A 14,571-nucleotide genomic window follows, 5' to 3' on the forward strand; every position below is an offset into this window, starting at 1 on the left:
CCGACGGTGGCAGGTGCGGCCCGGCGCCGGGGAGTGCCATCAGTCATGGGTTCCCGGCGCCGGACCGCGGCGTCACCAGATGCGCACCCGCTCCTCGGGAGCGAGCCACAGCGCGTCGTCGGGGCCGACGCCGTACGTCGCGTAGAACTCGTCGACGTTGCGCACGACGCCGTTGCACCGGAACTCGTTGGGGGAGTGCGGGTCCGTGGCGATGCGGCGCACGATCTCCTCGTCGCGGCCCTTGGACTGCCAGACCTGCGCCCAGCCGAGGAACACCCGCTCGAGCCCGGTGAGCCCGTCGACCACCGGGGCCTCGTCGAGCGGCCGGCCGAGGGCGATGCGGTAGGCCTTGAGGGCGATCGAGAGCCCGCCGAGGTCGCCGATGTTCTCGCCGATGGTCAGCGCGCCGTTGACGCGCGGGCCGTCCGCCGGGAGCTGGGCGGGACGGAAGGCGTCGTACTGCGCGATGAGGGCCTTGGTCCGCTTCTCGAACTCCGACCGGTCGGACTCGGTCCACCAGTCCTCGAGGCGGCCGTCGCCGTCGTACTTGGACCCCTGGTCGTCGAAGCCGTGCCCGATCTCGTGCCCGATGACGCCGCCGATGCCGCCGTAGTTCACGGCGTCGTCTGCGTCGGGGTCGAAGAACGGCGGCTGCAGGATCGCGGCGGGGAAGACGATCTCGTTCATCCCCGGGTTGTAGTACGCGTTGACGGTCTGCGGCGTCATGAACCACTCGTCGCGGTCCAGGGGCCGGCCGATCTTGTTCAGCTCGTAGTCCTGGTCGAACGCGTTGGACCGGCGCACGTTGCCCACCAGGTCGGCGGCGTCGACCTCGAGGCCCGCGTAGTCGCGCCACCGGTCCGGGTAGCCGACCTTGGGCGTGAACCGCTCCAGCTTCGCCAGGGCCTTGAGCTTGGTGTCCTCCGTCATCCAGTCCAGGCCCTGGATGGACTCGCGGTAGGCCGCCACGAGGTTGCCGACCAGCTCGTCCATGCGGGCCTTGTGCGCGGGCGGGAAGTGCCGGGCCACGTACTCCTGGCCGACGGCCTCGCCGAGCGCTCCCTCGACGAGCGCGACGCCGCGCTTCCAGCGCTCCCGCACCTCCTGGGCCCCCGACAGCGTGCGGCCGTAGAAGTCGAAGTTGGCCTCGACGACCTCGTCGCTCAGGTAGGGCGCGCGGGCGGTGACCAGGTGGTAGGCCATCCACAGCTTCCAGTCCGCCAGGGGCAGCTCGGCCCACGACGCGGCGAACCCGGTCGCGAAGTCGGGCTCGCGCACGACGACGTCCTCCATCGCCCCGGCGGGGACGCCGAGCGCCTGCACCCAGGCGTGCCAGTCGAAGCCGGGCGCGCTCGCGGCGAGGTCGGCGAGCGACATCGGGTTGTACGTCAGGGTTGCGTCGCGGTCACGCACCACGTCCCAGTGGTGGCTCGCGAGCGCCGTCTCGAGCGCGACGACGCGCTCCGCGGCGGCCTCGGGCGTCGTGCCCCAGCCGGCCTCGTCGACGCCGGCGAGCGCCAGCATGCGGGCCACGTGCGGGGCGTACTTGGCCCGCAGGGGCGCGTACTGGTCCTCGCGGTAGTACGCCTCGTCGGGCAGGCCGAGCCCGGCCTGCACCAGGTAGACGACGTACCGCTCCGGGTCCTTCGCGTCGTTGTCGACCCAGAACCGCAGGGCCGCGGCGCCGCCCGTGCGCTGCAGGGTGCCGAGCGCCCGCGCGAGGTCGGCCCGGTCGCCCGCGGCCCGTACCGGTGCCAGGTCCTCGGCCAGGGGCGTCGTCCCGAGGGACTCGATCCGCTCGGTGTCCATGAAGCTCGCGAACACGGCGCCGACCTGCGCCTGCGTCCCCGTGGCCGTGCCCGCCTCGATCGCCGTCGCGGCATCGGTGATGATCTCCCGCACGTGGACCTCGGCGGCGTCGTGCAGGGCGCGGAAGGAGCCGTCCATGGCGCGGTCGGCAGGGATCTCGTGCCGGGCGACCCAGCGCCCGTTCACGTGGAGGTACAGGTCGTCCTGCGGGCGCACGCCCGGGTCGAGAGCGGACAGGTCGATGCCGGACCTCAGCCCGGTCGCGTCGGCAGTCATGGCGTCAGACTACGGCCGCCCGCCGACGCCGTGAGACGGGCACGGGACGAAGCCGCCGCGGCGGCCCGGGGTGGGGGAGAATGGCGACCATGCGTCTGCACATCGCCGCCGATCACGCCGGATACGAGCTCAAGACCCACCTCGTGGACCACCTGCGCGCCGCGGGCCACGACGTCGTCGACCACGGGGCGCACGACTTCGACCCGCAGGACGACTACCCCGCGTTCTGCGCGGCCGCCGGAGAGGCCGTCGTCGCCGACCCGGGCACGCTCGGGATCGTCATCGGGGGCTCGGGCAACGGCGAGCAGATCGCGGCCAACAAGGTCGTCGGGGTGCGCGCCGTGCTCGCCTGGTCGCTGGAGACGGCGACGCTGGGACGCCAGCACAACGACGCGAACGTCATCGCCGTCGGCGGCCGCATGCACTCGCTGGACGAGGCGACGAGCTTCGTCGAGGCGTTCGTCGCCGAGCCCTTCAGCGGCGACGCCCGCCACCAGCGCCGCATCGACAAGCTCGCCGCGTACGAGGCGTCGCACGACCTCTCCACCATCGCCTGACGTGCCCGAGGGGCACACCGTCCACCGCCTCGCGCGGACCCTCGACGCCCTGTTCGGGGGGCAGCGGCTGGGCGTGACCAGCCCGCAGGGCCGGTTCGCGGGCGGCGCCGCGCTGCTCGACGGGCTGGAGCTCGTCGCGTGCGAGGCGTGGGGCAAGCAGCTCTTCTGCGGCTTCGCGGACACCAGGGGCGCGGCGGAGCCCCGGTGGCTGCGCGTCCACCTCGGGCTCTACGGGGCGTGGACGTTCGCCGGCCAGGGCGCCGACGTCGTCCACGCCATCGGCGCCCCGCGCCGTCGGATCGGCGAGCGTGAGTCCGTCCCCGCAGGCCTCCCGGCCGTGGCCGCCGGGCCCGACGGCGGCTGGGTGCCGCCCGCGCCGCGCGGCGCGGTCCGCCTGCGGCTGCTCGCGGACCACGCCGTCGCCGACCTCACCGGGCCGACGGCGTGCGAGGTCCTGACCGGGGCCGAGAAGGCCGCCGCCGAGGCGCGCCTCGGTCCGGACCCGATCCGGCCGGACGGGGGCCGCGGCTCCCCGGAGGCGGCGCGCGCGGCGTTCGTCGAGCGCGTGCGCCGGTCCCGCGTGACGGTCGGGCAGCAGCTCATGGACCAGGCGGTCGTCGCCGGGGTGGGCAACATCTACCGCGCCGAGGTGCTGTTCCGGGCCGGCGTCGACCCGCTGCGGCCCGGTCGCGACGTGCCCGCCGAGACCCTGGCGGGGATCTGGGACGACCTGGTCGTGCTCATGCGCGAGGGTGCCGCGACCGGCGCCATCGTCACCACCCGGCCCGACGACCGGGTGCCGGACGGCGACTCGGGCCGGCCTACCAGGCAGAACACCGACGGGGAGCCGGGGGCGGTGCCGCGCGACGCGTCGTTCTACGTCTACCACCGCGACGGCCTGGGCTGTCGCGCGTGCGGCGCACCCGTGCTCACCAAGGAGCTCGCCGGCCGCAACCTCTTCTGGTGCGGGGTCTGCCAGGCCTGACCCCACGGGAGCGGCCCCGGTCGGCGCACGTGCGCCGACCGGGGCCGAACCGTCCTCAGCAGCCCAGCCGGTCCAGACCGAGCTCCACCTCCGTCACGGCTCCGGACACGATCGTCGCCCGCGCGGTGTCGATGGAGTACCCGTCCTTGGCGGCGGCGACGTCGATCTTGCGGTGCACCTTGCGGTCGAACCACCGCGCCCAGGTCCCGTCGGTGGGCGTGCTGAACGTCCAGCGGTCGGTCCCGGACGTGAGCTGGACGGTGGCGCCCGGCAGTGGCGCCGCGGTCGCCGCGCACGACGTCCCGGTCACCAGACCCGACAGCTTGCCCCACGACCGCGGCGGGTCGACGGTGAGCGTGACCGCGACGGGAGCCTGCGGGTACGGGGTGCTCTCGGCCACCGCGACGGCGCCCGTGAAGGTCCCGGGCTGGTCGACGTCGGGGGTCATCGTCGCCGTGACCTCGACCGACTCGCCCACGCCGAGCTCGGCGGAGACGGTGTCGGTCGAGAGCCAGGCCACGTCGGTCGAGCCCTCCGCGCAGTCGTCGTACCCGGGCAGCATCTCGGCCGCCGGGTCCGGGATGTAGTTCTGCACGGAGCCGCCGACCTTGTAGAAGCCGCAGGCGGCACCGCCGCGGTACCGCGCCGAGCCCGCGTTGGGCATCCGTTCCCACGTGTCGGCGCCCGCGTCGTAGGCGAAGGCCGCGTTCGTGATGGTCCCGGCCTGCACGCCCCCGACCACCAGCAGGCGGTCGTTCGCGACGGCGGCCGCCGCCCCCCACGCGTCGACCGGTGCGTCGGCGCGCCGGCTCCACTCGTCGGTCCCCGGGTCGTACTGGTACGTGCGGGCGGTCGACGCGCCGTTGTTCCCGCCGGCGCAGACGACCGTCCAGTCCAGCGCCCCGCACCCGGCGAACGCCACGCCCTGGGGGTAGTCCGCGGCCGCGGACCAGGCGTCGCCGGCGACGTCGTAGACGAGCACGTCGGCGGACATCGGCGCGCAGCTCGACGTCGTGCACCCGCCGACCACGTAGAGCTGACCGTTGACGACCGCTGCGCCCGCCGCGCTGCGACCCTGCGGCATCGGGGCCGCCGCCTCCCAGGAGTCCTGGGCCGGGTCGTAGACCCACGTCTCGGCGGCCACGCCGTCCGGGCCCCAGCCGCCGGTGGCGACGATCCGGCCGTCGACCACGGCCGCGGTCATCGCGTTGCGGGCCTCGGGCAGCGGAGCCGCCTCCCGCCAGCCGAGCGTCGCCGGGTCGTAGGCCCACACGGCGTCCGTCGCGCCCTCGCCGTCCGAGCCGCCGATCGAGTAGAGCGCGCCGGCGGCCCGCACCACGGCGTTGTCCATGATCGCGGTGGGGTAGTCCGCGACCGGGGTCCACGGCTCCGCGGCGGGGGCGACGTCGGGCACCCCGCTCCGGGTCGAGGTCGCTGCCCGCGGCGCGCCGAAGTCGCCCAGCGCGACCGGCGCGTCCAGCTCCTGGAGCGGGGCGCCGGCCGATCCGGCGATCGCGTCGGCGTCCGTCCGGGTCCCGTCCGCCCGGAGCAGGCTGAACGTGCCGTCCCGCTCGCCGAACCGGAGGTCGACGGGCGCGGTCCCGGTGTTGGTGACGGCGATCGTCGCGGTGGCCGCGCGGCCGCCCAGCGTCAGCGTCGGCGAGGTGCCCTGCGCGGTGACGTCGATCCGGCCGGCGGGGAGCGCGACGTCGGCCACGGCGACCGTGTCGGGGTCGACGTCGACCGTGGTGCCGGCCGTGGAGTACCGGGTCGCGGCCGCCTCGACCTCCAGCGACCCGGACCCGGGGGAGAAGAACCAGTAGAACCCGTCCCCGGTCGCGTCGTCGTCCTCGGTGGCCGCGGTCCGGACCTCGACGTCCCCGGCCGTGACGCTCGCCCCGGCGACGCCGGCAGCCGTGTTGGCGTCCGTCACCTGCCCGAGGACGAGCGCGCCCTCGTCGGGGACGCACGCCATCTCGTCGCCCGAGGTGTTGGCCCAGGCGACCGCGTCCCAGAACGCCTGCTTCGAGCCGTCGGTCCACTCGGGGGCATACCGCGCGCTCATGGACATGAGCACGTGCCGGTTGCCCGGCCGCTGCTGCACGCCGATGCCGGCGCCGCTCGGGGCGGCGCCGTCCGTGCCGGCCGTGGCGACGACCTCGCGGCCCTCGCCCGTCCAGCCGGTGAACCACGCCGTGCGGCCGGAGGGCCGCTCGTGCGTCACCCGGTCTCCGACGGCGAGCCCGTCCAGGACCGGGTGCTCGGCCGTGACCTCGTAGTAGGTTCCGGTGCCGCTGCCGTTGCGGCGCTGCACGGCGGTGGGCACGCCGGTCATCGCCGAGAGCGTCGACACGCCGTTCCAGGCGCCGAACGCGTAGTCCAGGAAGACGACGCCGGTCCCGCTCGCGTCGGTGGCGGCGAGGAACGCGTCGAACGCGCCACGCGTCGGCGCCACGGTGTTGTAGCCCCACAGCACCACGTCGTAGTCCTCGACCTGGTCCAGCTCGTCGGGCCCGAAGAGGTCGACGTCCAGGCCCTGGTCGGCGAAGAGCTCGGCGATCTCGCTGCCCGGGTCCCAGGTGATCGCCGCGATGCGCGGCTGCTGCTGGTGGTACCCCGGCGCCTCGCACGGCAGGGCGTCCACGCCGACCGCGACGTCCAGGGACACCCCGGCGCCCGGGTCGGTCGTGAGGTCGACCGTGCGGGTCGCAGCCTCGTAGCCGGGGTACACGGCCTCGACGCGCAGGTCGTAGGCGGCGCCCACCGGCAGCGCGAGGGACCAGGTGCCGTCGGACGGGTCCGTGTGCACCGGCGACAGAGTCGTCCCCTCGACGTCGATCGAGGCGTACAGGGGCCACCCGTGCCCGGAGCCGTCGGTCACCGTGCCCGACACGTCGACCCGCGGGGTGGCTGTCAGCCCGATCTTCCGACTGGTCGTCGCGTCCTCGGAGAGCCGGACCTGCACCGTGCGGTCGTCGTAGCCGAACGCGTGCACGGTGATGTCGTAGTCGCCGACGGGGAGCGTCAGGGTGCCGTGACCCCCGGGGTCGAGAACGACCTCGCGGTCCGTGCCGTCCCCCACGATCCGGGCGCCCGCGCCGGGGACGACGTCGCCGGTGGCGGCGTCGGTCACGTCGACCTCGAGCGTGCCCACCGGCCCGCGGTCGCCGGCCTCGACGAGACCGAGCGCGTCCAGGCGACCCTCGCCGTAGACGTTGTTGTCCGCGGCGGTGCCGCCGCACTGCAGGTCCTCTGCGTCCACGGCGGTCTCGTCGAGCAGCGCGCGGGTGGTCAGGAGGTCGCCGACGAGGGTCGGCTGGGCCGACCACAGCAGGGCGATCGCGCCGGAGACGTGCGGGGCGGCCATCGACGTGCCGTCGGACAGCCCGTACGAACCGCCCGGCACCGAGGAGCGGATGCCCGCGCCCGGCGCGGAGATGTCCGGCTTGATCTCGCCGTCCTGGCCGGTGCCCCGCGACGAGAACGACGCGACGACGCCGTTCGAGTCGTAGGCGCCGACGGAGTAGTTGATGATCCGCGAGCCGGGGGAGCCGGAGGTGCGGCACTCGGGGCCGTTGTTCCCGTTCGACCAGACGGCGAAGATCCCGGAGGCGGACCACGCCTCCTGGACGTCCTCCATGAACGGGTCGTCGGAGGCCACGAGGGTGCCCCAGGAGTTGTTGACGATCTGCGGCCGCCGGCTCGGGTCAGGCGCGCTCCCGTCGGTCCTGGTCGGGGCGAGCATCCACTGCCCGGCCTCGACGAGGTCGACGTCCGAGCACTCGTCGCAGCCGTTGGCCGTGATCCAGGTGGCGCCCGGCGCGACGCCGACGGCGTGCTCGGGGGCGGCCCCGACCATGGTGCCCATCGTGTGGGTGCCGTGGCCGTTCTCGTCGCACGGGGCGCCGTCGCACCGTCCGCTCGTGTCCAGCCAGTTGTAGTCGTGCGTGAAGGTCCCGTCGCCGTCGTTGCCGCGGTAGGAGCCGACGAGCGCGGGGTGGTCGAACTGGACCCCGGAGTCGATGCTCGCCACCGTGATCCCGTCGCCGTCGACCCCGGTCTCCCAGACGTCGTCGGCGCGGATCTGCTCCAGACCCCACTCGACGGCCGTCGCCGCTGCGTCGCGACCCGCCTGTGCGGTGACGGGCTCCACCTGGTCGTACGTGCGCGACGGCCACAGCCCGTCGACCGACGCCATCCCGGCCAGCGTCGCCGCCAGCTCCGTCGACCCGCCCTCCACGTACACCGCGTTCGTCGCCCAGAAGGACTCGTACGCCGCGCCCGCGGCGTCCAGGGTCGCGACGACGTCCCGCTGGCTCTCCCGTGCGGCCCCGCGCAGCGCGTCGACGACGGCGTCGCCGCGCGCGTCCCATTCGCCCACGCGGGCGGCGGCGTCGAGGGTGGCGGCCGGCTCGGCGTCGAACCGGACCCAGAAGTCAGCCGTCCCGCTCGAGTCGAGCGCGCGCACCAGCTCCGGGCGGATCTTGTCGCCCACCTGGGCCGCGCCGTCGCCGCCCGAGGCCGACGCCGGCGCGGCGACGGCGTCCGGCGTCGATGCGCCGGCGGTGCTCCCGGCCGAGGCGACGGTCGAGGCCCCGGTCGAGGCCCCGGCGGGCAGGGCGAGGCAGGTCGCGAGCCCCGCGGCCGCGACGAGCGCGGGCACGGTCCGTGCCGTACCCCTACGTCGTCGCGACCTGGCGGGACGCGTCCCGCTCCGGGCCGAGAGTCTGGACCACCGAGACGACATGTGACCTCCAGCAGTAGGGCGGGCGAGCCGCGGGGAGCTGGACCGCTCCGCGCTCACCCTGGAGGCCGGCGGGCGCGGTTGCCATGGGGGATTTCCCCCAGCCGTGGTGACGAGGTCCCGCCATGTCGGATTCTCGCCGCGTCCCGCGGCGGGGCCTGCGGCCGCCCGGGGCGCCGGATCGTCGACGATGAGCACGACGAGAGGAGCGCCGGTGCCTACGTGGTCGGGCCCGGACGGCGCGTCGGGGCCGGGCGGCCCGCGGGCGCCGTTCGTCGGGAGGGACGAGGAGATGTCCGTGCTCGTCGGCGCGCTGACCCGCCGGCCGGCACTCGTCGTGGTGTCCGGCGAGGCGGGGATCGGCAAGACCCGCCTGGTGCGTGCCGCGGTGACGACCCCCGGCGTGTGCCGGCACGCGGTCGTCGGGTCGAGCCGCTGGGCGCGGGTGCCGGTGCCGCTGGGGCCGCTGGTCGAAGGCCTGCGGCACCACGCCGCGACCCTCGCGACCCTCGCTCTGCCGGCGGTCGCGGGGGCGCTGCGCCCGTGGCTGCCCGAGCTCTGCGACGTCCTGCCGCCGGACGCCGGCCCGCCGGGCGACGTGGACACCGCGCGGCACCGGGTCCTGCGCGCGGTCCGGGAGGTCGTCGGCGCGCTCGGCGACGTGGTGGTGGTGCTCGAGGACGTCGACCGGGCCGACGACCTGACGCTCGAGCTCGTCGGCTACCTCGCCGCGGACCCGCCTCCCGGCCTGGGCCTCGTGGTCACGTTCCGCGACGACGAGCAGCGCACGCCCCTGCCGGACCTGATCGCGCACGCGCGCGCGGTGCACCGCGCGACCCTCCGGCTGGGCCCGCTCTCCGTGGACGGCACCCGTCAGCTGGCGGCGTCCCTGACGGACGCGGAGCTGCTCCCGGACGACGTCGCCGAAGGGCTGCACGAACGGTCCGGCGGCGTGCCGCTGGTCGTCGAGGAGCTGGTCGGCGCGCTCGCCGACCAGGGCCTGCTCGTCGGGGACGACGAGACCGTCGCCCTGCGCCCCGGCCCGTCGACCGTGCCCGAGGTGGTCCGCGAGGCGGTGCTTGCCCGGGCCCGGGCCCTGTCCCCCCAGGCCCGGAGGATCGTCGACGTCGCGGCGGTGTTGCACCGCCCGACCACGGTCGACGTCCTGGCCGCCTGCGCCTCGACGACGGAGGAGTCCGCGCTCGAGGCGATCGAGGAGGCGCTGCGGGCAGGCGTCCTCGTCGAGCACGGCGCGGAGCCGGGCTTCCGGCACCCGCTCGCCGCCGAGGCCGTGCACGACGCCGTCCCTCGGCTTCGTCGGATCCGCCTGCACGCCCGCGCGGCCGACGTGCTCGAACGCCTGGGCGCGGAGCCGGCCCGGGTCGCGCCGCACCGGTGGCACGCGGGCCAGCTCGACGCCTGGGCGGTCGCCGTCGAGCGCGCTGCGCAGGAGGCCGTGGAGCGCGGCGACGACGGGCGGGCGGCGCGCCTGCTCGAGGACCTGCTGCGGCACGGCCCGCTGCCGGACGACCGGTGGGCCGAGACCGCCGTCCGGCTCGGCCGCGCCGCGGTGCGGTCGATCCACACGGGGCCGGAGGTGCTCGACCTGCTCGAGCGGGCGACGGGCCTGGCAGGGGACCGGTCGGACCGTGGGGAGCTGCACCTGGCGATCGCCCTGCTGCGCTCCCAGGTGGACCGCGACCCGCAGTCGCGACGCGAGCACTATCTGCGGGCCGTCGACGACCTCGGCGACCGCCCCGACCTGCAGGCCTGGGCCATGGTGGGCCTCGGTGAGCCGACCTATCCGGGCCGTCGGCCCGACGAGACCAGGCGATGGCTGCACCGTTCGCTCGCGGCGGTGCCCGCCGTCGCCGCCGGCCCGGACCGTGTGTTCCTGTGGGGCAAGGCGGCGATGGTCCTCGTGGCGATGGGCGACCCGGCCTGGCGTGCACGGGTGGACGACATGGTCGGCACGACGGGCGGCGTCCCCGCGGGGCGTCGTGAGACGAGCGCGTTCGAGTCGGTCGCGGCCGACGCGGCGTACAGCGGGCACCACGACCTGGCGCGCGACCTGATCGGCGCCGTCCCGGACGCGGCGGCGAGCGAGGCCGGGCCGGGGATCGCCCTGCGGGTGCGCCGGACCGCGGCGGCGATCGACTACTGCACCGGCCGGTGGGACGGGCTCGACCGGCGGCTGCTGGTGCTGGCCCGCAACGCGGGGGCGTATCCGTCGGTCCGGGTGGCCACCGACGCGCTGCGCGGCTCGCTCGCCCTCGCGCGAGGCGACCTCGTGCGCGCCGAACGACTGCTCGAGCGGGCGGTGCGGGAACGCGACGCCGCCGACCTCCGGCCGATCCCCGCCGGCGCGCTGATCCGGCTCCTCGCGGCGCGCGACCGCCCGGCGGACGCGTTCGACCTGGGCCGGCGGGTGCTCGACCACGCCCGGGGCAGCGGGCTGCTGGCGCCGGCGGTGCGGGTCCTCCCGTTCTGGGTCGGGACCGCGCTCAGGGTCGGGGAGGCCGACGCGGCGGCCGCGGTCGTGGGGGACCTCGCGCGCGACCTGGTCGGCCTGGACGTGCCCCTGGCCCGCGCGGCCGAGCGGCACGCCACCGGGCTCGTCGAGCGCGGGGCACGCGAGTGGGAACGGGCCGCCGCGACCCTGCTCGAGGCGGCGACCGCGTACGACCGTCGGGGCTGCCGCTACGAGGCGGCCATGACCCGGGAGCTCGCCGGCGGTTGCCTCCTGGACGCCGGCGACCCCGGGGCGCCGGCGCTGCTGACCGCGGCCCTCGACACCTACCGCACGCTGGGCGCGACCTGGGACGAGGCCCGCGCCGCACGGACCGCGCGGTCCGCGGGGATCGCGGCACCGGCGAGGCACCGCGGCGGCCGTCGGGGCTACGGGGAGGAGCTCTCGCCCCGCGAGCAGGAGGTCGCCGCGCTCGCCGCGGTGGGGCGGACCGACCGGGAGATCGCCCGGGAGCTGCATCTCTCCCCGCGCACGGTGGAGAAGCACGTCGCGGCGGCGCGGCGCAAGCTCGGCGCCGCGACGCGGTCGGCACTGGCGCACCGGCTCGGTGTGCGCTGAGGTGACGCCCCGCGTCGAGCCCGGCTCAGAACACCCAGCTGCAGGCGGGTGCGACGGGCCACCCGAACGCGGCGCCCGCGTGCGCGAGCGCGCCGGGCGTGCGCTCGGTGACGAGGCCCGCCGCCGCCTGGGACGTGAGCGACGTCCCGCCGAGGTAGGCGGCGCCGAGCTCCCGGACGTCCAGCTCCAGGTCGGGCGCGGCGTCCGCGCGCTCGCACGTCGCCTCGCCGAACGCGGCGGCCCGCAGCCGCCACGCGCCGGCGTTGTCGGACAGCCGGTGGTCTGTGACGCCGAGCACCACGTCGACGTCGGCCTGGTACCGCCGTCCGGCGAGGGCCGCCGGCAGGTCGACGACGCGCACCCACACGTTGTCCGTCACCTTCGGTCCGGCCGTGCGCGGGTCGACGAGCAGCGTGGTGATCGGGTCGTCGACGGGCAGCAGCATCGGCTCGGTGGTGGCCATGAGGTCCAGGTCGAGGAGCACCCCCCACAGGGCGCGCGAGGCGGCCGCGTCGAGGGCGACCACCTCGCCCGTGGTGGCGCTGCCCCGCGGCCCGGACACCTGCCACTCGACCTTGCGCCGGAACGTGGCGTAACCGCGCGGCTCGCCGGCCCGCTCGACGACGACGATCCGGCGCGACTCGCGACCCTCGCGCCAGAACGCCGGGTCGTCCCAGAAGGCCGCCTGCAGCTCGGAGGTCTCGCGCGTCGCCCAGCCGGGGCGGTTGACGCCCGTCCCGCCCGCGTCGGCCCCCGCTGCGCGGTGCACCCGGTCGACGAGGTCGCCGTGGCGCGCCCGGTCGGCGTGCTCGATCCGGACCGTGTGGGCGTCGGCGCCCGGCACGTCGCGGAGCTCCGCCCCGCGCGGGACCTGCACGCGGAGGTCGTCGGCGGCCTTGCCGTAGCCGAAGCGCCCGTAGATCGCCGTCTCGGCGGCGAAGAGCGCGGACAAGGGCTCGCCGCGCTCGCGGCAGCGGGCCAGGTGCAGGTCCATCATCGCCGTCAGGAGCCCGCGGCGCCGGTGCTGCGGGTGCACGCCGACCCACGTGAGGCCCGCGACGGGCAGCTCGGCGCCCGGCACCGGGAACCGGCTGAAGGGGTAGGAGGCGTGCACACCCGCCAGCCCGTCGGCGTCGTCGGCCTCGACGCCGACCGCGCGCTCCCAGGTGATGGGCGAGGGGAGCTTCGCGAGCTCGTCGACCGGCTGCGACTCGGGGAACGCCCACGTGTCGAGCTCGAGCAGGGCGCGGAGGTCGTCGGAGGCGAGCTGGCGGAACCGGTAGCCGTCGGGCAGGGACGTGGTCATGGTCGCGATCCTCGCCGCCGCCGACCGCGGTCGCCAGGGGAAGAGCCCGGGAGCGGGGCGAGCTCCGGCTGGCGCGCGGGGCTCTTCGTGCCGACGACGGAGCCCGCGCGTAGGGTCGCCGTCGTGCCCGATCACGACGACACCGATCCCGCCGGCCCGGACGCCTCGCGGGCGCGCACGGCCCCCGACCCCGTCGAGGAGTATGCGGCCGCCGTGCTCGACCTCGCGCGCCGCATCCCGTCCGGGCGTGCCATGACCTACGGGCTGATCGCCGAGATCGTCGGAGAGCGGCTCGGGCGCGGCGGCCCGCGCCAGGTCGGCAACGTCATGGCCGGTTCGGGCGACCGGTACGCGCACCTCGTGCCCGAGGGGGCGGCGGTGGTCGGGCCGGTGCAGGACAACCACCCCGTCCCTTGGTGGCGGGTCGTCAACGCCGCCGGCTCCCCGCCGGCGCGCCATCTCACCGCGGCGCTCGACGCGCTGCGGGCCGAGGGATGCCCGCTGACCCGCGACGGCCGCCGGGTGGACCTGCGTCGCGCCGTCTGGTTCCCCGACGAGGACTGAGCGCGGGGGTCGACGGCGGTTCAGGCCTTCGTCGGCGCCACCTTCGCGGCCCAGGTGCCGGCCGTGGCCCGGACCCGCGCGCTCACCGGCGTGCCGCCGTCGGCGTCGCGCCGCGACCCCTGTGCCGCCGCGAGCACGGTGAGCACGGACGACGGGTCGCCCTGCAGCAGCGCGGTGGTCAGGGCGGTGCCGTCCCAACGGGCGAGGTCGCGGGCCACCTTCTCCGCCGGCCCCACCAGCGCGATCTCCTCGACCAGCTCGGTGGGCACGGCCCGCGCCGCGTCCTCCTTGCGGCCGGCGAGGTACAGGTCCTGCACCTCGTCGAGCGCCTCCGCGTAGCCGAGGCGGTCGAGCGAGGCCTTGTGGAAGTTCGCCTCCTTCGACCCCATGCCGCCCGCGTACAGGGCGATGTGCGGCCGGATCACGTCCGCAGCGGCCTCGACGTCGTCGCGCACCACGACGGGGACGGTCGCGAGCACCTCGAACCGAGACGACGGCGTGCGCTCGCCTGAGCGCTGCGCGAACCCGGCCGCCAGCAGCTCTCGGTGCTCGGCGTCGGCGCGCGGGGCGTAGAAGCCGGCCATCCACCCGTCGGCGATCTCGGCGGCGAGGGCGACGTTCTTGGGCCCCTGGGCCGCGAGCACGATCGGGATGTCCGCGCGGCGCGGGTGCACGGTGGGCTTGAGCGCCTTGCCGAGCCCGGTGGCACCCGGGGCGTCGGCGGGCAGCGGGAGGCGGTAGAAGTCGCCGTCCGCGGTGACCGGACGCTCGCGGGTGAACACCTGCCGCACGACGTCCACGTACTCGCGCGTGCGGGCCAGCGGCCGGCGGTAGGGCTGCCCGTACCAGCCCTCGACGACCTGCGGCCCCGACGCCCCGAGCCCCAGCACGAACCGCCCGCCGGAGAGGTGGTCCAGGGTGATCGCCTGCATCGCGGTGGCGGTCGGGGTGCGCGCCGCCATCTGCGCGATGCCGGTGCCGAGCCGCAGCCGGCGGGTGCGCGACCCCCACCATGCGAGCGGGGTGAAGGCGTCCGACCCGTACGCCTCCGCCGTCCAGACCGAGTCGAGCCCGAGCGCCTCGGCGGCGACCAGCGCGGGCACGATGCCCTTCGGGGGCTTGCGGGACCAGTAGCCGGTCTGGATGCCGATGCGCAGGGTGGTCAAGGCGGACGCTCCTCGTCGAGTCGGGACGTAGTACCCGAAACCCAGCGTCTCGGGTACTGCTGCGCCCACCCTAGCC

General features: G+C 76.0%; 8 protein-coding genes. 4 read left to right on the forward strand and 4 right to left on the reverse strand.

Translation table 11 applies throughout. The annotated features are described in order from the left end of the window. Positions 1 to 72: 72 nt before the first annotated feature. Positions 73 to 2,085: a M13 family metallopeptidase gene (locus ABD254_RS11470; RefSeq protein ID WP_344248557.1), complete on the reverse strand. Its 2,013-nt coding sequence runs from the start codon at positions 2,083 to 2,085 to the stop codon at positions 73 to 75. Between the two features lie 89 nt (positions 2,086 to 2,174). Between ABD254_RS11470 and ABD254_RS11475 the strand changes: the two genes are divergently transcribed. Both ABD254_RS11475 and ABD254_RS11480 read left to right on the forward strand, forming a co-directional pair. After that, positions 2,175 to 2,642 (forward strand): ribose-5-phosphate isomerase, encoded by a 468-nt coding sequence (locus ABD254_RS11475; protein WP_344248558.1) that lies wholly within the window; start codon positions 2,175 to 2,177, stop codon positions 2,640 to 2,642. Position 2,643: 1 nt separating this feature from the next. Beyond that, positions 2,644 to 3,627, forward strand: coding sequence for an Fpg/Nei family DNA glycosylase (locus ABD254_RS11480; RefSeq protein ID WP_344248559.1), 984 nt, complete (start codon positions 2,644 to 2,646; stop codon positions 3,625 to 3,627). Positions 3,628 to 3,682: 55 nt separating this feature from the next. On the opposite strand, the gene ABD254_RS11485 is transcribed toward ABD254_RS11480, so the two are convergent. Beyond that, on the reverse strand, positions 3,683 to 8,290 hold the full coding sequence (locus ABD254_RS11485) for a S8 family serine peptidase (protein WP_344248560.1): 4,608 nt from the start codon (positions 8,288 to 8,290) through the stop codon (positions 3,683 to 3,685). A gap of 295 nt (positions 8,291 to 8,585) precedes the next feature. On the opposite strand from ABD254_RS11485, the gene ABD254_RS11490 reads away from it, so the two are divergent. Further along, the gene (locus ABD254_RS11490) at positions 8,586 to 11,459 is read left to right on the forward strand and encodes a helix-turn-helix transcriptional regulator (protein WP_344248561.1); all 2,874 of its coding nucleotides are present in this window, start codon (positions 8,586 to 8,588) and stop codon (positions 11,457 to 11,459) included. A gap of 25 nt (positions 11,460 to 11,484) precedes the next feature. On the opposite strand, the gene ABD254_RS11495 is transcribed toward ABD254_RS11490, so the two are convergent. Continuing rightward, positions 11,485 to 12,765 (reverse strand): GNAT family N-acetyltransferase, encoded by a 1,281-nt coding sequence (locus ABD254_RS11495; protein WP_344248562.1) that lies wholly within the window; start codon positions 12,763 to 12,765, stop codon positions 11,485 to 11,487. A gap of 123 nt (positions 12,766 to 12,888) precedes the next feature. Between ABD254_RS11495 and ABD254_RS11500 the strand changes: the two genes are divergently transcribed. Then, entirely contained in the window at positions 12,889 to 13,329 is a 441-nt protein-coding gene (locus ABD254_RS11500; RefSeq protein ID WP_425553745.1) for an MGMT family protein, read from the forward strand. Between the two features lie 20 nt (positions 13,330 to 13,349). Here ABD254_RS11500 and ABD254_RS11505 read toward each other — a convergent pair whose 3' ends face one another. Next, positions 13,350 to 14,540, reverse strand: coding sequence for an LLM class F420-dependent oxidoreductase (locus ABD254_RS11505; RefSeq protein ID WP_344248768.1), 1,191 nt, complete (start codon positions 14,538 to 14,540; stop codon positions 13,350 to 13,352). Positions 14,541 to 14,571 lie beyond the last annotated feature (31 nt).

Source organism: Isoptericola hypogeus (genome assembly GCF_039531145.1).
Lineage (GTDB): Bacteria > Actinomycetota > Actinomycetes > Actinomycetales > Cellulomonadaceae > Isoptericola > Isoptericola hypogeus.

Bases quoted from the DNA above. Each gene is read 5' to 3' on its own strand.
- ABD254_RS11470 (WP_344248557.1), bottom strand. From the start codon at position 2,085: ATGACTGCCGACGCGACCGGGCTGAGGTCCGGCATCGACCTGTCCGCT.
- ABD254_RS11475 (WP_344248558.1), top strand. From the start codon at position 2,175: ATGCGTCTGCACATCGCCGCCGATCACGCCGGATACGAGCTCAAGACC.
- ABD254_RS11495 (WP_344248562.1), bottom strand. From the start codon at position 12,765: ATGACCACGTCCCTGCCCGACGGCTACCGGTTCCGCCAGCTCGCCTCC.